Consider the following 23,715-nt stretch of genomic DNA (forward strand, 5'->3'; position numbering starts at 1 on the left):
AAACCGCACACCGTCAATCACACCGGACCTGCCCTGGCAGAGCCCGCAGGGTGCGCTTTTGCCCATAAAAACCGCAACAAGGGAGACAGACCGTGAATGGAGTGAACAAGGACCGGATGCAGGACAGAATGCGCTTGCGTCCGCTCACCTATGCCGTATCGATGGCGCTGGCGTCGCTGATGGCCGCCAATGCCGCCATGGCACAATCCACGCAAACCGCACAGGACAAGGCCGACATCAAATCCGACACCAAAGTCATGGTGGTCGGCACCCGCGCGTCGCAGCAATCGGCCAACGAGCGCAAGAAAAACGCCGCAACGGCAATGGATTCCATTGTCGCGGAAGACGTGGGAGCGCTACCGGACCGCAACGTGGGTGAAGCCATTTCACGCCTGTCCGGCATTGCGCTGGAACGGGGCGACTTCGGCGAAGGCGTCAACGTGGCGGTGCGCGGCAACTCGGCCGACCTGACCCGCGTGGAACTCGATGGCCAGGGCTTGCAGGCCGGCGGCGGCACCGACCTGAATGGCGGCGGCAGCGGCCGCGGCGTGGAATTGCGCGAACTGTCGGCCGACTTGATCAAGAGCGTCGACGTGGTGAAGGGCTCCACCGCCGACATGACCGAAGGGTCGCTGGGCGGCGGCATCATCATCAAGACCCGCACCGGCCTGGATTTCAAGAAGCCGTTTTACTCGATCCGCGTGGCCGCGTCGCAAGGTTCGCTGAACAAGGAATGGTCGCCAGACACCAACGTCATCCTCGCCAACAAATTCCTCGACAACCGCCTTGGCGTGCTGCTGAACGTGTCGACGTCGCAGATGCATAACGAAGGCCATTCGTCGCAGGTGGCCACGTCGGGCACGCAAGGCTATGCGCGTGCACTGGACTTCGACAATTCGCCCAATAAAACCTTTGCCTTCAATCCCTCCACGGTGTCCACCACCGACCAGACGGCCACCACGCCGCTGCTGTCGACACCGTTGCTGGCGGGCGGCTTCTTCAACGCCGCCACGCCGCTGGAACTGATCACGAAGTCCGCCGCCGCGCAAACCAAGGCGGATTGCTATGCGATGTTCCCCAACCTGACCACGCAACAGCAAAATGCCATTACGGCCGGCAACACGCGCAACGGCGCCATCAACCAGCGCGGCAACGAGTTGATGACGTGTTTGAACCAGTGGAACGATTACACGCCGTCGCTGGTCCGCTACCTGATGAAGAAGCAGATCGACAAGCGCCGTTCCGGCGACTTGCGCCTGGACTTCAAGGTCAACAACGAATTCACGATCTACGCGAAAGGCAGCATCCAGCGCCGCCGCGTCGACGACAACCAGCTGACCTATGGACTGGGCGGCTTGAGCGTCAATACCAATACCAACAGCCCGACCTATTCCGGCATCACGTTCACGGATAACGCGGCCGGCGTGCGCTCCGCCGTGCCGGGTTCCGGCTATTACCTGTACGACTTCCCCAGCTTCCGCACCAATGCCTTCCCGGCCATGGGTTCGGTGGCCAACGTGAACCCCGCTTCCGTGGTGGTGGACGCCAACCACCACGTGACCAAGTTCACCATCAGCGACGGCAGCGCCGGCGTCGACCAGATCCACAACATCATTGAAACCAGCAGCCGCTACCTGCAAACGGGCGGCACTTATAAAGACGGCCCGCTGCTGGTGGAATACTTTGTCGGCGACGCGAAGTCCGATTTCACGCGCGGCGACAAGCGCACCAGCTGGAGCTACAACTACGGCCCGGCCACGTTGCAGGTCTTGCCGAACGGCTTGTGGTCGTACAGTTTCCCGAACGGCAGCACGTTCGACCAGGCCAATGCCGCCAACTATGCGATTGCCCGCCCGGCCGCCGCCGCCACCACGGCGGTGCCGGCATCGGCCACGGTGCCGGTCGCCATTCCCGCCTACACCATCAACCAGCAACCGCTGCTGACGCAGGCGCCGCAATTGTCGTACACGCCGCGTGCCGCGGAAACCAAGGAGCGCACGGCCAAGCTGGACGTCGCGTATGCGCTGTCGGATCAGATCCCGTTCCTGTCACGCCTGAAGGCCGGCTTCAACTTGCGCGACACGTCCGGCAACAGCTGGAGCCCGAACGGCGGCTACACCGTGCAGGCGCCGGTCGGCACCTTTGGCCAGGCCGGCTATATCCCCGGCATCTACGTGCCGCAATCGATCGTGCGCAGCTCGTTCATCGGTTGTACCGATACGCCAGGTTCGCTGGGCGCTGGCGGTTCGCCGTGCAAGTACGGCTATAACCCCAGCACCAACCCCAGCACCGCGCTGTCCGGCCAGGTGGTCATGACGCCGGCCCAGCTTCAGGACATCATTGCGCAATCGATGACACAGCCGACCGCGCAATTCTTTGCCGGCGCCAAGGACCGTCCCGCAGGCCTGATCAATGGCTGGACCCAGATCGACGTTGAAAAGGTGTTCCAGCTGGCGGGCATCCCGAACGTGAACATGGACTGCCTCAAGGAATGCACCGGCAGCGATGGCAAGAAGTATGCGCAGCCGGTGGGTACCTTCAGCGAGCGGGTGCGTTCCGGCTACCTGATGACGGATTACTCGATCGACCACCTGCCGTTCACGGACCGCGCCTTGCCGTTCGGCTGGGAGATCGACGGCAACTTCGGCTACCGCGTGGTCAACACCAAGGTGCAGGGCACCGGCATCATGAGTTTCACGTCGATCCAGAAGACGGCCGCGTACAACCCGAGCAATCCGAATGCGGCGGGCGGCACCGTCACCAACACGCTGTCGACGCCGACCGTGCTGTCGGCCAGCACCACGGATTACCTGCCAGCCTTCAATGCCGCCGTGTGGACCGTCCCGGACCAGCTGGTGTGGCGCTACAACCGCGCCAAGACCGTGGCCCGTCCGCCGGTTTCGTCGCTGCTGCCGGCCGGCACCTGCACCTATGACGAGCGCAAGGTGGGCGCCATCGACAGCAACGGCAACGAACCGGATCAAACCTGTTCCGGCACCGTGGGCAACCCGGCGCTGCGTCCGCAAACCAACTGGAACCAGAACTTCAGCGTCGAGTGGTACCCGAACCGCGACACCATGTTCTCGCTGGCGTCATTCAACCAGCGCGGTCTGATCGGCCCGGCCATCGTGCAGGGCAAGAGCAACGTGAAGGTGTTTTCCGGTTCGCAACTGATGGACCCGCAGACCGGCGTGGCGCTGGGCGACGTGGACTTCAACTTCAACACGTGGGAAAACGGCGTCGCCACCACCCGCAAGGGCATCGAATTCGGTTCCAAGACCGCGTTCACGTTCCTGCCGTGGGCCCTGCGCTATACGGGCTTCGACGCGAACTACACCAAGCTGCGTTCGGCCACGTCGGCAGTCAATGTGGTGGACCTGATCACCGGTACGCCGCTGCCGCCTGCGCGTGAATCGAAGTATTCGTACAACCTGGCGCTGTGGTATGACGATGGCGCGCTGTCGGCCCGCGTGGCGGTGCAGGCTGTGGCGTCGTACTTTACGTGTATCGCGGCGTGCAATGCCAACTCGGTCAACAACTACCCAAGTTCGCCTGGCGTTACCCGCATCACGGTCACGCCATACAACCCGGGTTCGCCCAACTTCCGTGACGGCACGCGCTACATCGACGCCAAGATCGCTTACCGCTTCAAGAACGGCATCGAAATCTTCGCGGAAGGCCGCAACCTGGGCCGCGCCACGACGTCGAACAGCCAGGGTCCGTTCTCGCCATTCTCGGACGGCACGCCGAACCTGCTGGACTACGCGTACGCGGGCCGGCGCATCATGATCGGCATGAACATCCGCAGCCTGTAACGCGCGCTGTTCCCGCTCCAGGGCCCGGCACTGCCGGGCCTTTTTCTTGTCGCGGCTTTAAGCATCCCCGCGCTTTTTCTGCGCGATCCACTCGTTGATCAACCGCTCCAGCACCGTCAGCGGCAACGCGCCGTGCGACAGCACTTCGTTGTGGAACTGCTTCAGGTCGAACTTGACGCCCAGCTCTTCGCGCGCCTGCTCGCGCAGCGCGAGGATTTTCAGCATGCCGACCTTGTACGCCAGCGCCTGGCCCGGGTCGACGAAGTAGCGCTCGACTTCCGCGATCACGTCCCCTTCCGCCATGCCCGTGTTGTCCATCATGTAGGTGATGGCCTGCTCGCGCGTCCAGTGCTTGTAATGGATACCCGAATCCACCACCAGCCGCGTGGCGCGCAGCATTTCGTCGCGCAGGCGGCCCAGGTTGTCCATCGGGGTTTTCTGGAACCCCAGCTCGCTGGCCAGCCGCTCGGCATACAGCGCCCAGCCTTCCTGGTACGCCGTGAAGGGAATCACCTTGCGGAAAAACGGCACGCCCTGCAATTCCTGCGCGATCTGGATCTGGAAATGGTGGCCGGGAATCCCCTCGTGGTACGCCAGGGTGCGCATGGCGAACTTCGGCGTCTCGCCCGGTGTGCGCATGTTTGCGTAAAAGATGCCGGGGCGGGAACCGTCGAACGCACCCGGCATGTAATACGCGCCCGGCGCCGCATCCTGCGATTCCGGCGGCACCTGCCGCACTTCCACGCCCAGTTTCGGACGGATTTCAAACGCCGAATCCACGCCCTGGTTGATTTCGTCGAGGATGGCCTGGTATTGCGTCAGCATGGCTTTCTTTCCCTCTTCCGTGCCGGGGTATTTCTGTTCCGGATTCGACGCCAGTTGCTGCACACGCGCGCCGATGCTGCCTTCCGTCAGGCCCTGCTGCTTCAGGATTTCATCCATTTCCGCGCCCACGCGGGCCACTTCCGACAAGCCCAGCGCATGCACCTGCTGCGGCGTCAGGCGCGTGGTCGTGTGCAGGCGCACGGCCCACGCATAATAGGCGTCGCCATCCGGCAAACTCCATGCGCCATGGTTGTCCTTGACCTTGCCCTGCAATTGCTTGAAGTGGGTGATCAAGGTGCCGTACGCCGGATAGACGCGGTTGGCCAGCGCATCGGCCGTGCGCGACAGCAGCCGCTGGCGGCTGGCGTCGTCCATCGAGCCGGCCGGGATCTTCGCCAGCTTTTCCCGCATGTTGACGTACAAGGTATTTTGCTGCGGCGGCACCGCCACGAAGTCGCTCATTTGCTTGAGCACCTTGTCGACCATGAAGCGCGGCGGAAAAATGCCCTTGGCCTCGCTGTATTTCGCCTTGTCCAGCAATTGCGCGAACTTGCGGGGGAACGCCTCCAGGCGCGCGACATAATCTTCCGCCTCCCCGCGCGTGCCGATCTGGTGCACCTGCACCATAAATTCCGGCAGGGTCACCTGCACGCCCGCCATCTGGTTCAGCGGGAACGCATGGTACAGGTAGGGCTCGCCCTCGGCCTGAATGCGCATGTAGTAATGCAGCGTGTCGTACGACAGCTTGCCGTCGCGGTCCAGGCCGGAACGGTCGTAACTGTCCAGCGTCACCAGGTCTTCCTTCAGGCGCCGCATCGCCTTGGCGTCCTGCGCCACCGACACGTCATCGAGCCGGCCACCATAAAAGTCCGCCCACGATGGCAGCACCCGCATCGACGACAGCATTTCCGGGCTGTCCAGCGCGAACTGCGCAAAGGTGCGCATGTAAAACCAGTCCAGCCGCAGCGGTTTGAAATGCGAGGTGTGGGTGATCAGCAGCACGGCCAGCAGCAACAGGCCCATCGCCACCGTCAACAGCCATTTCAACGCATTTTTCATCGGCTTACCCACGGGCAGTGAGCCGGCAATCGTATTTTCATATGTATTGGCAGGGTTAATAAGCGCAGGTACGCAAGCCGACAAAAATATCATCCCGCGCGGGCAACTGGAAGTGGCGGAATTTCGCGGAAACCAGCCGCGCCGGCGTGGCGAACGATGCGCCGCGCAACACCTGGTCGGTGGCGAAGTGCGGCGCCGAGTATTCGCGGTACGGGCCGGCCGCAAAGCCCGGATAGGGCTCGAACGGCGTCGCCGTCCATTCCCACAGGCGCCCCCAGCGGAAACCCGGGTGGCCGGACAGCGCCGCATATTCCCACTCCGCTTCCGTCGGCAGGCGCCGCTCCGCCCACATGCAATACGCCTGCGCCTCGAACAGCGTCACGTGCCGCACGGGTTCCGCGCCATTCAGTGTGCACAGGCGGCCGAAACGCAACGTGCGCCAGTAGCCGCCGTCGCGCTGCCAGTAGCGGGGCGCGGCGCGCTCCTGCCGCAGCAGCCAGTCGCGGCCTGCCGGACTCCAGTAGCGGTTGTTGTCATAACCGCCATCGGCCACGAAGTCGCCGAATTGCGCATTGGTGACGAGCGCCGCGTCCATGGAAAAACCGGGTACGTAGCACTGGTAGGCGTGCAATTCATTGTCAAAGACAAAACTGCCGTCGTGGTGGCTGCCCAGCTGCACGGTGCCGCCGGGGAAACGGATTTCCGACGGCTGTATCCAGGCCGATTCATCCTGCGCCAGCCCGGGTGGCGCGGGCAGGCCCAAGGTTTGCAGCGCCGCCAGCATCGCCTCCCCGCGCAAGTCTTCATAGGCCAGCGCCAGCCGGTACGGGTACAGCGCGCCGTCATGCGCCATACCGTCCGCCGCCGCGTTCAACAACTGGTCCAGCACGCGGTCCAGCACTTCGTGGCAATACATCTTCATGGCGCCCGTGCTGGGCAATTCCAGGTTCCAGCGCATCGCATGGGGCACCGTGTTGGCGTCGAACCAGTCGTCGCCTTTTCTCAGCAGGGGGCCCTTGCGGGCATCCACCGGGTGGCTCGATGCCGCGTGGCGCAACACGAACCATTCGGCAAACCACGCAATATGGCCCAGTTCCCACAGCGGTGGATTCAAACAGTGCAGTTGCGGCACGCGCGCCGGGGCGTCGTAGCCCGCCTGCGCGAAACAGTCGAACAGCGCCAGCGTATAATCGCGCGCATGCTGCAGGGCGTCGGCCAGTTGCCCGGCATTGGCGGTGCGGAATGACACGAATGATGGAATCTGCATAGCCCCCCGCATGAACATACTCCAACCGATTTTAACCGGAACTTTTGCAACCATGAGCAATGAACCTGTGAAACTGACGTCCTTTTCCCACGGTGGTGGCTGCGGCTGCAAGATCGCACCCGGCGTGTTGTCGGAAATCCTGAAAAACACCAGCGGTTTCCCCGTGCCGAAGGAACTGATGGTCGGCATTGAAACCGCCGACGACGCGGCCGTATACAAACTCAATGACGAGCAGGCGCTGATCGCGACGACCGACTTTTTCATGCCCATCGTCGACGACCCGTTCGACTTTGGCCGGATTGCCGCCACCAACGCTATTTCCGACGTCTACGCCATGGGCGGCACCCCCATCATGGCGCTGGCGCTGGTCGGCATGCCGATCAACAAGCTGCCGCTGGAGACCATCGGCCAGATCCTCAAGGGCGGCGAGTCGGTTTGCGCGGAAGCGGGCATCCCGATTGCCGGCGGCCACACCATCGATTCGGTGGAACCGATCTATGGCCTGGTGGTGATGGGCCTGGTTCACCCGGACAAGGTCAAGCGCAATTCGGCGGCCCGCCCGGGCGACGTGCTGGTGCTGGGCAAGCCGCTTGGCGTGGGCGTGCTTTCCGCCGCGCTGAAAAAGGGCAAGCTCGATGCGGATGGCTACGCGGCGATGATCGCGTCGACCACGAAGCTGAACAAGCCGGGCAAGGCGCTGGCCGACCTGCCGGGCGTGCACGCGCTGACGGACGTGACGGGCTTCGGCTTGCTGGGCCACTTGCTGGAACTGGCGCGCGGCGCGGGCCTGTCGGCGCAACTGGACATGCCCGCCATCCCCCTGCTGCCCGGCGTGGCACAACTGGCGCGCGACGGCTACTTCACGGGGGCATCCGGCCGCAACTGGGATGCGTATGGCAAGGATGTCGTGCTGCCGGGGGACCTGCCGGCCGAACACCATGCGCTGTTGACGGACCCGCAAACGTCCGGCGGCTTGCTGGTCGCGTGCGATCCGGCCAGCGTCGACGACGTATTGGCGCTGTTCCGCCGCGAAGGCTTCGACGGCGCCGCCGTCATCGGCCGCATGGCCGCCGGTCCGGCCCAGGTCAGCGTCACGCGATAACTGAAATCGGCATGGCGGTTTCGCGCCAGCGAAGCCGCCCTGCATGCGTTATTTACAAGTCCCCCGCAGCCGGAGACAATGGCGATCCTTGCAACGTTCCAGCCCCAACAGATGAAATTGCTGCCTGCCGCAACCGCCCTGCTGCTGTCACTCCCCGCCACCGCCATCGCAGCCGATACCCCCACGCAAGACGCCTACGCCCGGGCCCAAGTCATGGTCGACGTCGGCGGACGCCGCCTTAACCTGTTCTGCATGGGCAGCGGCTCCCCCACCGTGGTGTTCGACGCGGGCAGTGGCCGCGCGGGATGGGACTGGTTCCAGGTGCAGCCGGAAGTGGCCAAACGCACCCGCGCCTGCATCTACGACCGCGCCGGCATGGGCTTTTCCGATCCGATTTCCCGTCCCGCCACCGCCGCCAACGCGGCCAAGGATTTGCACTTCCTGCTGAAAAACGGCCGCGTGCCCGGCCCCTATGTCCTGGTCGGCAATTCCTACGGCGCGATGGTGATCCAGCAATTCGCGCTGCGCCCGAAAGCCGACGTGGCGGGCCTGGTGCTGCTCGATGCCCAGCATGAAGATGAACTTGCGCGGCTGGACAAGCTGACCGATGGCGGTATGAGCGCAGGCTTTGCCGGTATCGTCGACATGGACCGGGCTTGCCTGGCCGCCGCGGAAAAAGGTTTTGTGCCGGGTTCGGACATGGAACGGCAATGCGTACTCGATTCGGATGAAGCGTTCGGGCCGAAACTGGCGGAGGCCGCCGCCGCGCTGAAACGCAAACCGTCATTCTGGCGCGCCACGGTGTCGGAAGCGGAAAATGTTTTCACCACCAGTTCGCAGCAATTGCGCGCGGCGCGCAAATCGTTCGGCGACTTGCCGCTGGTATCGCTGACGCGGGGCGTCAGCCCTTACCTGGTGCCTGGGCAGCCGCCCAGCGCCGTGAATAAGGCGATCGAGGCGGAAAACAAGGCAATGCAGGATGAGGTCGCAGCACTGTCCAGGCGGGGCAGCAACCGCGTGGTGGACGGCGCCCACCACGCCATCCACCTGTCCAAGCCGGAGGCCGCGGTGGAAGCGGTGATGCAAGTACTGGATATGGTGAAGTAAAGCGCAACGATCAACAAATCCGGGATTTGGCAGATTCGCGCATTTCCCGGTCACCCTGCCTAATATAATTTGCTTGACAAGCTTAAACGGCTTCCCGTACATTTGAGGCCATGTTTACGCATCTGCACCTATCCACTTTCCTGCTACCGGCAATCAGCGCCCTATCGCTGACGCCGCGTCTACCAGCACGCGCCTGAGAAGTTACCCCGCTTCTCATTCGGTTCCGCGATCAAGAAGTACCCTGCGCCGGCCACAAGCCGCGCGAAGTCCTCCAACAGGAAAGCTTGCAACGATGTCCACCAAGGCTCTTACTACGCCACGCAGCATGCCCGCGCCACGCGACCTGCTGCTGCTAATGCTACCGATCGGTTGACGGCCCACGAACCCCGTGGCAGGCCGTCAGCCCCTGCGCCACATCGTTATGCCTATCAGGCTTGCCCAATTCTAGAGACCCAGGAGTACCCCATGATGTTGCAAAACCCAGCAGCGAAATACCGCGCCTTCCCACCCGTTCCATTGGCTGACCGTACCTGGCCGAACGCCGTCATCAGCAAACCACCGATCTGGATGAGCACCGACCTGCGCGATGGCAACCAGGCGCTGATCGAGCCGATGAGCCCGGAAAAGAAATTGCGCTTCTTCGAGATGCTGGTGAAGATCGGCCTGAAGGAAATCGAAGTCGGCTTCCCGTCCGCCTCGCAGACCGATTTTGATTTTGTGCGCAAGCTGATCGAGGAAAACCGCATTCCGGACGACGTCACCATCATCGTGTTGACGCAATCGCGCGACGAATTGATCCGCCGTACCGTGGCGGCGGCCGCTGGCGCCAAGCGCGCCATCGTCCACCTGTATAACTCGGTGGCGCCGGTGTTCCGCAAGGTCGTGTTCAACATGTCCCGCGAAGAAATCGTCAATATCGCCACCACCGGCACCAAGCTGGTCAAGGAACTGGTGGCGCAGCATCCGGAGACCCAATGGGGCTTCGAATATTCGCCGGAATCGTTCTCCACCACGGAACTGGATTTCTCCAAGCAGATTTGCGACGCCGTGTCCGCCGTGTGGCAGCCGACGCCGGCCAACAAGATGATCTTCAACTTGCCGTCGACGGTGGAATGCAGCACGCCGAACGTGTACGCGGACCAGATCGAATGGATGAGCCGCAACCTCGAGCGCCGCGACTCGCTGATCATTTCCGTGCACCCGCACAATGACCGCGGCACCGCCGTCGCTTCCGCAGAACTGGCCGTGATGGCCGGCGCGGACCGCGTCGAAGGCTGCCTGTTCGGCAATGGCGAGCGCACCGGCAACGTCGACCTCGTGACCCTCGCGCTGAACTTGTACACGCAAGGCGTGCATCCGGGCCTGGACTTTTCGGACATCGATTCCGTGCGCAAGCTGGTGGAAGAATGCAACCAGTTGCCGGTCCACCCGCGCCACCCGTACGTGGGCGACCTCGTGTTCACGGCCTTCTCCGGTTCGCACCAGGATGCCATCAAGAAGGGCTTCGCCCAGCAGCAACCGGATGCGCACTGGGAAATCCCGTACTTGCCGATCGACCCGGCCGACCTGGGCCGCAGCTATGACGCGGTGATCCGCGTCAACAGCCAGTCCGGCAAAGGCGGCATGGCGTACTTGCTGGAACAGGATTACGGCCTGGTGTTGCCGCGCCGCCTGCAAATCGAATTCTCGCGCGCCGTACAGGCGGTGGCCGACCAGACCGGCCTGGAAATCACGTCCGGCGGCATCCACGAAATCTTCGAGCGCGAATACCTGGCGCAATCGTCGCCCTACGCGTACAGCTCGCACAAGCTGGTGGAAGACACCACCAGCGATGAAACCGTGCAAATCGATATCGCACTGAACCACCGCGGCGCCGCACTGGCCTTGCAAGGCGGCGGCAACGGCCCGATCGACGCCTTCGTCGACGCGCTCGGCCTGGACATCAAGCTGATGGACTACCACGAGCACTCGATCGGTTCCGGCGCCAACGCGAAAGCCGCGTGCTACGTGGAACTGCGCCTGGATAACGGCCCGACCTTGTTCGGCGCGGGCATCGACAGCAATATCGTGACGGCGTCGTTCAAGGCGGTGCTGAGCGCGGTGAACCGCCAGTTGAAGTCGAAAGAAGCGGCAACCACGGGCAACGCCGCAGTGACCGCGTAACCGGATTCACCCCGAATGAAAAACCGCCCTGTCGCGCAAGCGCAGGGCGGTTTTTTATCAGGCGCGCCGCTTGGCGAACGCCAGCGTTCCCAAACTCCACAACGTCGACGCCACGCTGCGCCACGCATTCATGTTCGGCAGCGGACGCTTGCCGTCGCCGATGCGCGCCAGCTGGTGTTCGTACCACGTGATGGCGAGGAACGTCATGTGGTCCACCAGCTTGCTGCCCGTGGTCGGCATTTTCATGTCGATGCGGTAACCGGGGTCGTTGATCAGGCGCGATGCCAGGCCCGGCTCCACCGCCAGCGGGCGCGCCAGTCCGATGAAATCCGTGGCGCCGCCCGCCAGCGCCGCTTCCACACCGGCCGATGAACGGAAGCCGCCCGTCACCATCAGCGGCGTGCTGACCAGCTTGCGCACTTTTTCCGCATAGGCGAGGAAGTACGCTTCGCGCTGTTGCGTGGAAGCCTTGGCAGGCTGCTGCGCCCCAACCATGGCCGGGCTTTCATAGGTGCCGCCGGAAATTTCCACCATGTCGATGCCTTCGCGCGCCAGCGCCTGCACCACGTCCATCGATTCCTCTTCGCTGAAGCCGCCCTTCTGGAAGTCCGCCGAATTGAGCTTGATACCGACCGGGAAGTCCGCGCCCACCGCCGCGCGGATCGCGCGGTAAATCGCCACGACAAAGCGCAAGCGGTTTTCCAGCGAACCGCCCCAGCGGTCCGTGCGCTGGTTATGCAGCGGCGACAGGAACTGGCTGACCAGGTAACCGTGCGCGCCGTGGATTTGCACGCCCGTAAAGCCCACTTCTTTCGCCAGTTGCGCACTGCGGGCGAACTTGCTGATGAGGACAGTGATTTCCGCTTCGTTCAGCGCGCGCGGCGTGTTGAACGTCTGTTCCAGTCCCCCGCCCAGCGCAATGGCCGATGGCGCCACCGGTTCCTTGGTCAGGAATTTCGGCGTCTGCTTGCCCGGATGATTCAACTGCGCCCAGAAATGCGTGCCATGGGCGGTGGCCGCCGCCGTCCAGCGGCGGAATGCCGCCAGATCGCTGCCATCGTCCAGCACGACATTGCCCGCTTCGCCCAGGTGGCCCCGGTCGATCATGACATTTCCGCTGATCAGCAAACCGATATCGTTTTCCGCCCACACGCGGTACAGGCGTTCCAGCCTGACCGTCGGGTCGTGCCGGCCGTCGGCCAGTTGCTCACTCATGGCCGCCTTGGCCACGCGGTTTTTCAACACAGCACCGTTGGCCAGGGTAAATGGCGCGCCGGCGCGGGAAGTTACGGATTGGTTCATGTCGGGTCCCAGGTTGGCATCATTATGACGGATGTCATAATCGGAATTATAGACAGGTTTATGCCAAATGTCATAATATTCGTCACATGACTTCAGGAACCCGAGACAAGATGGTGGCGGGCGCGGCGGAATTGCTGAGCCGGCGCGGCATGCACGGCACCAGCCTGCGCGAAGTGGTGCGCCATACGGAAACGCCGCGCGGCTCGATCGGCTACCACTTCCCCGGCGGCAAAGCGCAATTGATCGAAGCGGCCGTGCGGCTGGCGCAGCAGGACATCAGCGCCATACTGGAACGCTTGCTGCGCGAACATGGCGCCGTCGGCGGCGTGCGCGCGGCCTTTGCATTGCGGGGCAAGTCCTTGCAGGACAGCTGCTTCGAGGCGGGTTGCCCGGTACTGGTGGTGGCGGTGGAACGGTACACGGACGATGCCAGGGAAGCGCCGGATGCCAATACGCAGCAGCAATTGCTGGATGCGGCCAACCAGGCTTTCGTGGACTGGCAAGGCATCATTGCCGCGCAACTGGCGCGCGAAGGCGTCGACGCGGCGCGCGCGCAGCGATTGGCGGCGCTGGTGCTGTCGGCCATGGAAGGCGCCGTCGCGCTGTGCCGCGCGGCGCTGGGGTTGCAGGCGCTCGATGATGTCGCCGATGAAGTGGCGCTGCTGATGCAGTCGGCTATCGATGAGGCCCGTGCCTGAAAATCCGTAGGGCGGATCGGTTTCATCGAGCCGCCGTGCCGGCGTCTTGATACGGCACGCGCTGGTGGCTGCGCATGCATGGCGGCTTTGCCTCCGGCAAAACCTCCCTACGCATTCAGCGCGCCAGTCTTATCCCTGTCAACTGCCAGCGCGCGTGCGCGGGAAAGAAATTGCGGTAACTGGCGCGCGCATGGCCATCGGGCGTTGCGGCGGACGATCCCCGCAACACGTACTGGTTCACCATGAACTTGCCGTTGTATTCGCCAATGGCGCCCGGCGCGGGTTTGAATCCCGGGTAAGGCGCATAACTGCTGGATGTCCATTGCCAGCCGGCGCCAAACATCTGCCGCAATCCCGGCTGCGCCGCCGCCACTTCCCACTCGGCTTCCGTCGGCAGGCGTGCGCCGCACCAGTGCGCATAGGCATCCGCTTCATACAGAGACACGTGCGCCACGGGCGCATTCAAATCCAGCCGGCGACGGCCATGCAGGGTGAATTCAGTCCACTGGCCGTCGTCTTCGCGCCGCCAGTACAGCGGGTGCGACCAGCCTTCGGCGCGCACCTTGTCCCACCCTTCGGCCAGCCACAATGCGGGATCGGCATAGCCGCCCGCGTCGATAAACGCCAGATAATCGCCATTGGTCGCCAGCCGCGACGCCAGCGCATACGGTGCGAGATGGACGCGGTGGCGCGGCAATTCGTTATCGAAGCAAAAATCGCCGCCCGGATAACCGATCTCGGTCAGGCCGCCATCGAAGGCCAGCCACTCCAGCGCGCCCGCCGGTTCGGCCGCGACAGGCGGACGCTCCGTGTAAGCCGGCTGCAGCGGGTTTTGCGCCAGCAAGTGCTTGACGTCCGTGACAATCAATTCCTGGTGCTGCTGTTCATGCTGCAAGCCCAGCGTCACCAGGCCATCGAGTTCCGCATCGGGCTGCGCCAGCAGGCGCGCCATGCGCGCATCCACGTTTTGGCGGTAGGCGCGCACTTCCGTCATCGACGGCCGCGTCAGCAAGCCCCGCTGCGGGCGCGGGTGCTTGTCGCCGACGCCGTTGTAATACGAATTGAACAGCACGCGGAAAGCGGGATGAAACGGTTGAAAGCCCGCTTCAAAGCGCTCCAGGATGAAGGTCTCGAAAAACCATGTGGTGTGCGCCAAGTGCCATTTGACGGGACTGGCGTCCGGCATCGATTGCGCGCCGCAATCCTCGTCCGATAAAGGCTGGGTCAGCGCCACGGTGTGGCCGCGCACGGCGTGATAACGTTCCAGCAGCGTCATGCCAGCCCCATGGCGCGCGCATGCACGACGGCAAACCAGCCCGCCTCGTCGGTCCACGTGCGGGTGGCGGCAAATCCCGCCTCGCGCAACAGTTCGACAAAGCTGCGGGGCGTGTATTTATAACTGTCTTCCGTGTGGATGCGCTCGCCGCGCGCAAAATGCCGTTCGCCCTGCGGCCACGTCACCACCAGCGCTTCGCGCGCTTCCAGGTGCATTTCGATGCGCCCTTCTTCCGCGTTGAAAAAAGCGCGGTGCTGCCACTGCGACACGTCGAAGTCCGCGCCGATCAACTGGTTGACGTGCCGCAGCATGTTCAGGTTGAAGGCCGCCGTGACGCCGATCGCATCGTCATAGGCAGCATCGAGCGTGGCGCTGTCTTTCACCAGGTCGACACCGATCAGCAGGCTGCACTCGCCCGCCCCGCTGGCGCCATCGGTCCGCAACCGGCGCAGGAAGGCAATCGCTTCATGCGGCGTGAAATTGCCGATCGACGAACCGGGATAAAAGAATACGCGGCCCTGCTGGCGCACCGTGTCCGGCAACGCCAGCGTGGAAGAAAAATCCAGCGCCAGCGCATGCATGTCGATCGCGGGGAAACGTTGCTGCAACCGCAGCACGGCTTCATTGAGGAAGTCACGCGAAATATCGATCGGCACGTACTGGGCCGGTTGTAGCAGCGGAAACAGGCTGGCGGCCTTGGCGCAATTGCCCGCCCCCAGGTCGATCAGCGTGCAACCCTCCCCCACTGCGCGGGCGATATCGGCGCCATGCCGTGCGAAAATAGCCGCTTCCGTGCGGGTCGGGTAATACTCGGGCAATTCGCAGATGGCTTCGAACAGCCGCGATCCGAGGCTGTCGTACAAATACTTGGGCGATGTGGCCGCCCGCCTGGCCAGCAATCCAGCGCTGATTTCCGCGATGATGGCGTCACTGCCCCGGGCAATGACGGCAGGCCGGCTGGAAACTTCTGGCGGTATCACGCGGACCGCCGCAGTACGGGACAGATGCATAGTGTGCTCATTGTGACGTTGAAAGGCGCCACCGGCGGGCCGCTGCCGATGCATGGTTTTGCTATCATAGCCGAATATGAAAATTACGTAGCCGAATATGCAACAGTCGTGCGGCCACGTCCCTTCAGTCAACCAAGGATCCCCTGATGAAAATTTCCGCCCTGCGTACTGTCCAGTCGCTGTTTGCCGCTTCCCTGCTGTTTGCCGCCGCCCAGGCGCCCGCGCAACAGGTATTGCGTGTGTCCGCCATCCCGGATGAAAAGCCGACCGAACTGCAGCGCAAGTTCAAGCCGCTGGGTGATTACCTGGAAAAGAAACTGGCCATGAAGGTGGAATTCACGCCCGTCACCGATTACGCGGCGTCCGTGGAAGGCCTGGTCGCGGGCAAACTGGACATGGTGTGGTTCGGCGGCTTCACGTTCGTGCAAGCCAAGGAACGCAGCAAGGGCCAGGTGGTGCCGCTGGTGCAGCGCGCGGAAGATGAGAAATTCCGCTCCGTGTTCATCACCACGCACAAGGACATCAACCAGCTGGCCGATTTGAAGGGCCGCACGCTGTCGTTCGGCTCGGAAAGCTCGACGTCCGGCCACCTGATGCCACGCTCGTTCCTGCTGGCCGCGAAAATCAACCCGGATACGGACTTGAAGCGCATCGCCTTCTCCGGCGCCCACGACGCCACCGTGGCGGCCGTGGCAGGCGGCAAGGTCGACGCGGGCGCGCTGAACATCTCCGTGTGGGAAAAGCAGGTCGAAGAGAAAAAAGTCGACCCGAACACCGTGCGCGTGTTCTACACCACGCCAGGCTACTACGATTACAACTGGACCGTGCGCGCCGACATGCCGGCCGCGCTGAAAAAGAAAATCACGGACGCCTTCCTCGCGCTGGATCCGAAAAACCCGCAAGACAAGGAAATCCTCGACTTGCAGCGCGCATCGAAATTCGTGCCGACCAAGGTGGAAAACTATGGCGCGATTGAAGCGGCGGCCGTCAATGCCGGCCTGTTGAAGAAATAAAATATCACTGATGCCTGAAGCTGTTTATCAATTGCGCGGCCTGACCGTGCGGCATGCCGCCGCGGGCCGCGCGCTGGCGCTGGAAAATATCGACCTGCAGATCGCGGCCGGCGAACAGGTGGCCGTAATCGGCCCGTCAGGCGCCGGCAAGACCACGCTGCTGGCCACGCTGGCGTGCGCGCACCGTCCCGACAGCGGCGCGTTCACGGCCTTCGGCGCCGACCCCTGGTCGCTCGATAACGGGGCGCGCCACAAGCTGCGTTCCCGCCTGTTCCTGGCGCCGCAAACGCCGCCCCTGCCGCCGCGCCAGCGCGTGGTGACGGCCGTGCTGGCGGCGCGCCTGCCGCACTGGAATTTCTGGCGCGCGGCGGCCTCGCTGTTCAAGCCGGCCGATCCGGAAGCGGCGTTCCGCGCGCTGGCCCGCTTCAACCTGGGCGACAAGCTGTATAGCCGCGTCGACCGTCTGTCCGGCGGTGAGCGGCAGCGGTGCGCGCTGGCGCGCATGTTGTTGTCCGATGCGCAGGCGCTGCTGGTCGACGAACCCCTGTCCGCGCTGGACCCCGCACTGTCCCAACTGACCCTGGCCACGTTGCAGCAGGAAGCGGCCAGCCGTAATGCCGCGCTGGTCTGCAGCCTGCACCAGGTGGAACTGGCGCTGGCGCATTTCCCCCGCATCGTCGCGTTGAAACATGGCCGCATCGCGTTCGACTTGCCGCGCGAACGGGTGACGGAGGCCATGATCGCGGAACTGTACCTGGGCGAATTGCCGCCCGCGAATTCCCCCCATCCGCTGGAAGTCCCCGCCACGCTGGCGGGCGGCGCCTGCCTGTGACGGTGGACAGCAACCGCATGAAGCTGCTGAACATTCCCGCCGTCCCCTACAGCGAACGCCATCCCGATCCCGCCACGCGGGGGCGGGTGCTGGCGATGGCCGCAGTTGCCATCGCCATGTGGCCGATGCTAGTGGCCAGCGAATTCAAGCCATGGATCCTGTTCGATGCGCAAAGCCTGCAATCGACGTGGCAATTCCTGGCGACGTTTTACCCGCCCGTCCATGACGCCGAATTCCTGGCCATGGTGGCGCGCGAAACGTGGAAGACCATCGCCATCGCCACCGCCGGGCTGTCGCTGGCGCTGGTGGGCGCGATCCCCGCCACCCTGCTGGTGACGGAGCGCCTGTCGATTTCCCGCCTGGGTACCGGCCGCATGGCGCCGCTGCCGTATGCAGTGCGCCAGGCCGTGCGCTGGCTGCTGGTGCTGTTGCGCTCCGTGCCGGAACTGGTGTGGGCGCTGCTGTTCGTCCGCATCGTCGGCCTCGGCGCCACGGCCGGCGTGCTGGCCATTGCCCTCACCTATTGCGGCATGCTGGGCAAGGTCTACGCGGAAATCCTGGAATCGTCGGAAAACCATGCCGCCGACACCTTGCTGGCCAATGGCGCCGGCCGCCTGCAAGCCTTGCTGTATGGCGCCATGCCGGATGCGGCGTCGGAACTGGTGTCGTACACCGTGTACCGTTGGGAATGCGCAATCCGCGGCTCCGTCATCATGGGCTTCGTCGGCGCCGGCGGGCTGGGGCAGCGGATGGAGGAATCCATGAAAATGCTGGCCGGCGGCGAAGTGTGCACGATGCTGCTGGTGTTTATCGCACTGGTGGCGGCGGCCGACCTGGTCTCGAAATGGCTGCGCGGGAGGCTGGCATGACGGTACAAGGCATGCCTCCTCCTCCACCGCGCGGCTGGACCGGCTGGCTGATGGCGCTGCTGCTGGCGGCGCTGGTGGTGGCAAGTTTCATCACGCTGGACTTGAAGTGGGCGGAGTTCGCCACGCCGGGCGCGCTGCGCTCGATGGCGGAATTCCTCGGTGGCTTCGCGCCGCCCGAACTGGGCACGCCCTTCCTGCTGAAGACGGCCACCGGCGCGCTGGAAACGCTGGCGATGTCGGCGGTGGGTACGTTGCTGGCGGTGGCGGCCGGCCTGGTGCTGGCGATCCCCGGCGCGGGACGCCTGGGCATGCCGCTGCGCGGCGCGGTGCGCGTCGTGCTCAATGTGCTGCGCTCGATTCCCGAACTGGTGTGGGCTTACATGTTGCTGATCGCGGCCGGCCTGGGGCCATTCGCGGGCACGCTGGCGCTGGCCGCGCACACGGCCGGCGTGCTGGGGCGGCTGTTCGCCGACGCGCTGGAAAATGCGCCATTGCACGCCGAACACAGTTTGCGCACCAATGGCACGCCGGTGCTGGCGGCGTTCCTGTACGCGACCCTGCCGCAAACCTTGCCGCAAATGCTGTCCTACACGCTGTACCGCTGGGAAAACAATATCCGCGCCGCCGCCGTGCTGGGCGTCGTGGGCGCCGGCGGACTGGGACAAATGTTGAAATACCACCTGTCGCTGTTCCAGATGCAGCCGGCCGCCACGGTGATTCTCGCCATGCTGGCGCTGGTGGCGCTGGTCGATGCCGCCAGCGCCGCCACCCGGCGCTGGCTCACGAAATAAGGACTGTATGCTCGCCCTCAAGAACCTGTCGAAAACCTATACGGCCGGCCACCCGGTGCTGGCCAATTTGAACTGGGAATTCAAGGCGGGGGAATTCGTCGCCATCATGGGCGAATCCGGTGTCGGCAAATCCACGCTGCTGAACCTGATCGCGGGACTGGACCAGCCGGACGCCACCAGCGTTCCACCCATCATGCTCGATGGCGTGGCCATGTCGGCGCTGGACGACGACGCCGCCACACGCTTGCGGCGGCAAAAAATGGGCTTTATTTTCCAGGCGTTCCACGTGCTGCCACACCTGACGTTGCACCAGAACGTGGCCTTGCCGCTGCTGCTGAACGGCATGAGCCGTCACCGCGCCAATGAAATGCTGGACGCCGTCGGCCTGCGGGGACGGGCCGACGATTATCCGCACCAGTTGTCCGGCGGCCAGTTGCAGCGGGTCGCGATTGCCCGCGCACTGGTGCATCGCCCCGGGCTGGTGCTGGCCGATGAACCGACCGGCAACCTCGATCCGGAAACCGCGCACAGCATATTGATGTTGTTACGCAACGAAATTAAAGCCAGCGGCGCCTGCACGATCATGGTCACCCATTCGCATGCGGCAGCGGAAATGGCGGACCACACTCTGATACTGACGAGGTCGGGACTGCAAGTTGGCAAATCCGTCAATCCTATTGCACAAGAAAAATAATAATTTTTTTGTTAAAACGTTCCATTTATTTTCTGTTGCAGTATCATACATACAACTTGCTTGGTTATTAATAGCAGAGTCGATCCGCCATGTTGTTGAAAACGCCATCATGGCGGTAAGACACAAGCCAGGGACGCCGGCCTATCTACATCAAGAGTAAGGAGGAGAAAATGAGCGTGCGGCAAAAGAAGCTGGAGCTGATCGAGGCCATGAATCGAGCCAGGGCCATGGAACCATCCAGTTTTGTACCCAACAAGTTGCTCGATACGCTGATCGAAAAGATGAATCTGAAGAATGACGCGGAGTTATGCCGCGTGCTGGAAGTTCAGCCTCCCATCATCAGTAAAATCCGGCACCGGAAGCTAGCAGTCGGCGCCACGATCCTGCTGCGCATGCATGAAAAGTCGGATATCAGTATCCGCGAATTGAAAGATTTGTCTTCCGCTTCCATGCACTGACCGCAGCACCAGCGACCATCGGCGCCGGAACACTCCGGCGCCAGTAACAGCCCAAACCCCGCTGTTCCACTTCCCGGTCGATCCGCCTCCCCAATTCCGCAGCGGTATTCCCTTACAACACCGGCATCGCCAACTGCGGCGAAATGATCTTGTCCCACGCCAGCGCGCAGGCGCCCGTGGCGCCGGGCAGGCAAAAGATCAGGGTCTTGTTGGCATAGCCTGCCAGCGCGCGCTGGTTGACCAGCGACGTCCCCACTTCGGCAAAAAACACATTGTGCAGCAGGCTGCCGAAGCCGCGCACTTCCTGTTCCAGCAACGCGGTCGCCACGTCGCAAACCGTGTTGCGGCGCGCGAAACCGGCGCCGCCCGCACTCAGCACCACCTGGATGCCGGGATCGGCAATGCAGTCCGCCAGCACGCGGCGTACACTGTCCGCGTCGTCGGCCACGCAATCGCGGCGCACCAGTTCATGGCCTGCCGCCTGCGCGCGCGCCGCCAGCAAATCGCCCGCGCCATCGCGCACCGTGTGGCTCGCCGCCACGCTGAGGACTGCGCAGCGCAGCCTCAGAGCTTCCATCATGCCCACGACGCCTCCCGTACTTTACGCGGCCACGCCGTAATGCCTGGCGTAGCGCGCATCCAGGTTCGCCAGCGGCATCAGCAGGAACAGGTCGGCGCTTTCGAAATCAGGATCCCAGGCCGGTTCGCCGCAAATCCACGCGCCCGAACGCATATAACCTTTCAGCAGCGCGGGTACTTGCACGTTTTGCGCGGGGTCCAGTTTGGTGTACGGGAATGGCAGGTGCGGCGTGACGCGGTATTCGCTGGGCGCCAGGTGGCGCTGGATCAGTTGGCGGTAGACCGCCACGGCATTGTGGCCGCCATCGGCCAGACTGATGCTGGCGCAGCCGGCCAGGAAATCGCAGCGTTCGCGGCGCATGTATTCCGCCAGGCCGGACCACAGCAGCATGATGACGCTGCCGCCACGGTAATCCGGGTGGATGCAGGCGCGGCCAGCTTCCACGATGCGCGAGCGGATCACGTTCAGACGCGACAGGTCGAATTCGCCTTCCGAATACATGCGGCCCAACTTGTGGGCGCGCGCTGCGCTCAGCAGGCGATAGGTACCCACCACTTCCAGGGAGTTGGCATCACGGACGATCAGGTGATCGCAATGTTCGTCGAATTCGTCGCAATCGAGGCGGTCGGCGCGCGCCAGTGCGGACAGGCCCATCGTCTCAATGAACACCTTGTAGCGCAGGCGCTGCACTTCACGCAATTCTTCCGGCGTGCTGGCCATGCTGAGCACCAGTTTGCCCGGGGTGGCGCGCAGGTCGGCCTGTGCGTGTAACAGTTGCGGTTGCTGTTGCATGCTTGTTCCTTGTTGGTTGAGACAAGGCAAGCGTAGCGGCCGATTGCTTCAGGAAAATGACAAATAAATGTCATTTTTATTACACGACAACATTTTACGGGCCGCCGCCGCCATGTCCGGCGGCAACGGCCAGCGCACCATCAACCCTTCTTCGGACGGCCCGTTTTCAGTTGCGGCAGCGAGGCCAGCACGGCTTTCAGCGCAGCCATGTCGAGCTTGCTGATCAGCGAAACACCGACGCGCAGCAGTTCGCTTTTCTTGATTTCAAAGCCGGCCTTCAGCGCCGACTTCTTCACGGCGCCCAGGATGGCGTATTCGTCTTCCGGCATCGTGAAGCTGTCGCGCACCAGTTTTTCCTTCGATGCTTTGGCTGGCGCGTCGGCCGGCTTGGCCGTCTTCGCGGGTTTTGCCGCCTTGACAGGCTTGGCGGCTTTGGCGTCAGCCTTCGGCGCCGCCTTGGCAGCGGCTTTAGGCGCAGCTTTGGCGGCGGCTTTCGGTGCGGCCTTCGATTCGGTCTTCGGTTCGGCCTTGGATGCGGCTTTAGTTGCGGCTTTAGTTGCGGCCTTAGGTGCGACCTTCGGTGCGGCCTTAGGTGCAGCCTTGGCGGCCGGCTTGGCCGCAGCCGCTTTGGCGGCAGGCGCGGCCTTCACGGGCCTGGCTTCGGCAGCCTTGACGGGTTTTGCCGCTTTCACGGCCTTGGCCGCCTTGGCAGGTTCGGCCTTGGTTACCGCCTTCGCGGTCTTGCCGGACGCGCGCGAGGCCGGCTTGGCGGCTTTTGCCGGGGCTTCCGCCGCGGCAGCGGCAGGCGCTTTCACGGCTTCGGCGGTGGAAGTGGCCTCCGATACCGGGGCGGTGGCGTCGCTGGTTACTGGTTTGGTCATGCCGGACTCCGAAAAAGTTTTGAATAATATAAACAGTATATACTATTCCTCAGCAGTAAACTCATTCAGGCCCGCATTCCTTTCCATTATCCGCATAGTCGGCGGCGATTTGCGCGAACTCCGCTTCGATTTCCAGGAACGCATCGAGGATGTCCGGATCGAAATGCTTGCCCCGCCCTTCTTTCATGACAGCCACCGCGTCGGCATGGGAAAACGGCGGCTTGTAGACGCGTTTGGAAATCAATGCGTCATACACGTCAGCCACCGCCATCAGGCGCGCGGACAGGGGAATCGCTTCGCCGGCCAGCTTGTCCGGATAGCCGGAGCCATCCCATTTTTCCTGGTGCGAATGGGCGATTTCGCGGGCGTACGTCAGGAAGCCATTGCTGCCGCCCACGTATTGCTCGACCTGGCGGATCGTGTCGCGGCCGAATTCCGCGTGCCGCTTCATGATTTCGAATTCATCCGTATCGAGCTTGCCGGGTTTCAGCAAGATGTGGTCGGGAATGCCGACCTTGCCGATATCGTGCAGCGGCGCGGATTTGTACAGCAGCTTGATGTTCTCGTCCGTCAGCTCGGCGGCAAAGCGGGGATGCGCCTGCAGCCGCTTGGCCAGCGCCGCGACATAGTTTTGCGTGCGGCGGATATGGTTGCCGGTTTCGCAGTCGCGCGTTTCCGCCATGGTCGCCATCGCCATGATGGTGGCGTCCTGCATCAGCGACAATTGCCCGGTGCGCTCCTGCACCAGCGATTCCAGGTTGCGGTTCTCCGTCTTCAATTGCGTGCGCGCGTTTTTCAGCGACAAATGCGTGGCCACGCGGGCAAACAGAATCGGCGGGCTGATGGGTTTCGTCAGGTAGTCGACGGCGCCCACGCGCAGCCCCATGGCTTCATCTTCCGGCTGGCTTTTTGCGGTCAGGAAAATCACCGGCACTTCCGCCGTCAGCGGATCCTGTTTCAGCCGGCGGCACGTTTCATAGCCGTCCAGGTCCGGCATCATTACGTCCAGCAACACCAGGTCGACGCCGCCGCCTGCCACGATTTGCAGCGCCGTGGCGCCATTGGTGGCGACCTTGGTATTGTATTTTTCCTTGAGCAAACTGGACAACAAGGTGATGTTGTCCGGTGTGTCGTCGACGATCAACACCGTTTGGCGGGGGCCGTGGCTGTTGGTTCGCATA

At 63.3% G+C, this 23,715-nt stretch carries 20 protein-coding genes; 11 read left to right on the forward strand and 9 right to left on the reverse strand.

What is annotated here, in order from left to right; translation table 11 throughout:
* The first annotated feature begins 128 nt into the window (after positions 1 to 128).
* Positions 129 to 3,815: a TonB-dependent receptor gene (locus GJ700_RS19910; protein ID WP_154377081.1), complete on the forward strand. Its 3,687-nt coding sequence runs from the start codon at positions 129 to 131 to the stop codon at positions 3,813 to 3,815.
* Between the two features lie 57 nt (positions 3,816 to 3,872).
* Here GJ700_RS19910 and GJ700_RS19915 read toward each other — a convergent pair whose 3' ends face one another.
* Complete coding sequence (locus GJ700_RS19915; RefSeq protein WP_154377083.1) at positions 3,873 to 5,699, reverse strand: DUF885 domain-containing protein; 1,827 nt, start codon at positions 5,697 to 5,699, stop codon at positions 3,873 to 3,875.
* Positions 5,700 to 5,754: 55 nt separating this feature from the next.
* On the reverse strand, positions 5,755 to 6,966 hold the full coding sequence (gene senA, locus GJ700_RS19920; RefSeq protein WP_229507130.1) for a selenoneine synthase SenA: 1,212 nt from the start codon (positions 6,964 to 6,966) through the stop codon (positions 5,755 to 5,757).
* 52 nt (positions 6,967 to 7,018) lie between these two features.
* On the opposite strand from senA, the gene selD reads away from it, so the two are divergent.
* The 3 genes from selD to leuA all read left to right on the forward strand — a co-directional run bounded on the left by selD (position 7,019) and on the right by leuA (position 11,338).
* On the forward strand, positions 7,019 to 8,068 hold the full coding sequence (gene selD / locus GJ700_RS19925; protein ID WP_154377085.1) for a selenide, water dikinase SelD: 1,050 nt from the start codon (positions 7,019 to 7,021) through the stop codon (positions 8,066 to 8,068).
* A gap of 78 nt (positions 8,069 to 8,146) precedes the next feature.
* On the forward strand, positions 8,147 to 9,175 hold the full coding sequence (locus GJ700_RS19930) for an alpha/beta fold hydrolase (protein ID WP_154377087.1): 1,029 nt from the start codon (positions 8,147 to 8,149) through the stop codon (positions 9,173 to 9,175).
* A 465-nt stretch (positions 9,176 to 9,640) separates the two neighbouring features.
* Complete coding sequence (gene leuA / locus GJ700_RS19935) at positions 9,641 to 11,338, forward strand: 2-isopropylmalate synthase (protein WP_154377088.1); 1,698 nt, start codon at positions 9,641 to 9,643, stop codon at positions 11,336 to 11,338.
* Positions 11,339 to 11,395: 57 nt separating this feature from the next.
* Here the strand turns inward: leuA and GJ700_RS19940 are convergent, their stop codons facing one another.
* On the reverse strand, positions 11,396 to 12,640 hold the full coding sequence (locus GJ700_RS19940) for an NADH:flavin oxidoreductase/NADH oxidase family protein (protein ID WP_154377090.1): 1,245 nt from the start codon (positions 12,638 to 12,640) through the stop codon (positions 11,396 to 11,398).
* 86 nt (positions 12,641 to 12,726) lie between these two features.
* Here GJ700_RS19940 and GJ700_RS19945 point away from each other — a divergent pair, with 86 nt between their 5' ends.
* On the forward strand, positions 12,727 to 13,338 hold the full coding sequence (locus GJ700_RS19945) for a TetR/AcrR family transcriptional regulator (RefSeq protein WP_154377092.1): 612 nt from the start codon (positions 12,727 to 12,729) through the stop codon (positions 13,336 to 13,338).
* Positions 13,339 to 13,453: 115 nt separating this feature from the next.
* Here GJ700_RS19945 and egtB read toward each other — a convergent pair whose 3' ends face one another.
* Both egtB and egtD read right to left on the reverse strand, forming a co-directional pair.
* Positions 13,454 to 14,614, reverse strand: a complete 1,161-nt coding sequence (gene egtB, locus GJ700_RS19950) for an ergothioneine biosynthesis protein EgtB (protein ID WP_154377094.1) — start codon at positions 14,612 to 14,614, stop codon at positions 13,454 to 13,456.
* Positions 14,611 to 15,624, reverse strand: a complete 1,014-nt coding sequence (egtD, locus tag GJ700_RS19955) for an L-histidine N(alpha)-methyltransferase (RefSeq protein ID WP_154377096.1) — start codon at positions 15,622 to 15,624, stop codon at positions 14,611 to 14,613. The genes egtB and egtD overlap by 4 nt, the downstream gene beginning before the upstream one ends.
* A gap of 146 nt (positions 15,625 to 15,770) precedes the next feature.
* On the opposite strand from egtD, the gene GJ700_RS19960 reads away from it, so the two are divergent.
* From GJ700_RS19960 to GJ700_RS19985, 6 genes are all read left to right on the forward strand, one after another.
* Positions 15,771 to 16,637, forward strand: coding sequence for a putative selenate ABC transporter substrate-binding protein (locus tag GJ700_RS19960; protein ID WP_154377098.1), 867 nt, complete (start codon positions 15,771 to 15,773; stop codon positions 16,635 to 16,637).
* Positions 16,638 to 16,647: 10 nt separating this feature from the next.
* Complete coding sequence (locus tag GJ700_RS19965) at positions 16,648 to 17,469, forward strand: phosphonate ABC transporter ATP-binding protein (protein ID WP_154377099.1); 822 nt, start codon at positions 16,648 to 16,650, stop codon at positions 17,467 to 17,469.
* 17 nt (positions 17,470 to 17,486) lie between these two features.
* Positions 17,487 to 18,338 carry a PhnE/PtxC family ABC transporter permease gene (locus tag GJ700_RS19970; protein ID WP_154377101.1) on the forward strand — a complete coding sequence of 284 codons (852 nt, stop codon included), beginning with the start codon at positions 17,487 to 17,489 and terminating at the stop codon, positions 18,336 to 18,338.
* Positions 18,335 to 19,129 carry a phosphonate ABC transporter, permease protein PhnE gene (gene phnE / locus GJ700_RS19975; protein ID WP_154377103.1) on the forward strand — a complete coding sequence of 265 codons (795 nt, stop codon included), beginning with the start codon at positions 18,335 to 18,337 and terminating at the stop codon, positions 19,127 to 19,129. Before GJ700_RS19970 ends, phnE begins: the two co-directional genes overlap by 4 nt.
* Before the next feature lie 7 nt (positions 19,130 to 19,136).
* The gene (locus tag GJ700_RS19980; protein ID WP_154377105.1) at positions 19,137 to 19,823 is read left to right on the forward strand and encodes an ABC transporter ATP-binding protein; all 687 of its coding nucleotides are present in this window, start codon (positions 19,137 to 19,139) and stop codon (positions 19,821 to 19,823) included.
* A 170-nt stretch (positions 19,824 to 19,993) separates the two neighbouring features.
* Positions 19,994 to 20,281: a hypothetical protein gene (locus GJ700_RS19985; RefSeq protein ID WP_154377113.1), complete on the forward strand. Its 288-nt coding sequence runs from the start codon at positions 19,994 to 19,996 to the stop codon at positions 20,279 to 20,281.
* 112 nt (positions 20,282 to 20,393) lie between these two features.
* Here GJ700_RS19985 and GJ700_RS19990 read toward each other — a convergent pair whose 3' ends face one another.
* From GJ700_RS19990 to GJ700_RS20005, 4 genes are all read right to left on the reverse strand, one after another.
* Positions 20,394 to 20,861, reverse strand: coding sequence for a molybdopterin-binding protein (locus tag GJ700_RS19990; RefSeq protein WP_154377114.1), 468 nt, complete (start codon positions 20,859 to 20,861; stop codon positions 20,394 to 20,396).
* 21 nt (positions 20,862 to 20,882) lie between these two features.
* A complete protein-coding gene (locus GJ700_RS19995) occupies positions 20,883 to 21,653 on the reverse strand; it encodes a GNAT family N-acetyltransferase (RefSeq protein ID WP_154377116.1) in 771 nt (256 codons plus the stop codon).
* 140 nt (positions 21,654 to 21,793) lie between these two features.
* Positions 21,794 to 22,534 carry a hypothetical protein gene (locus GJ700_RS20000; protein WP_154377118.1) on the reverse strand — a complete coding sequence of 247 codons (741 nt, stop codon included), beginning with the start codon at positions 22,532 to 22,534 and terminating at the stop codon, positions 21,794 to 21,796.
* Positions 22,535 to 22,595: 61 nt separating this feature from the next.
* On the reverse strand, positions 22,596 to 23,714 hold the full coding sequence (locus GJ700_RS20005) for a response regulator (protein ID WP_195763962.1): 1,119 nt from the start codon (positions 23,712 to 23,714) through the stop codon (positions 22,596 to 22,598).
* Position 23,715 lies beyond the last annotated feature (1 nt).

This window comes from Pseudoduganella rivuli (assembly GCF_009674485.1).
GTDB classification, from domain to species: domain Bacteria; phylum Pseudomonadota; class Gammaproteobacteria; order Burkholderiales; family Burkholderiaceae_D; genus Rugamonas; species Rugamonas rivuli_B.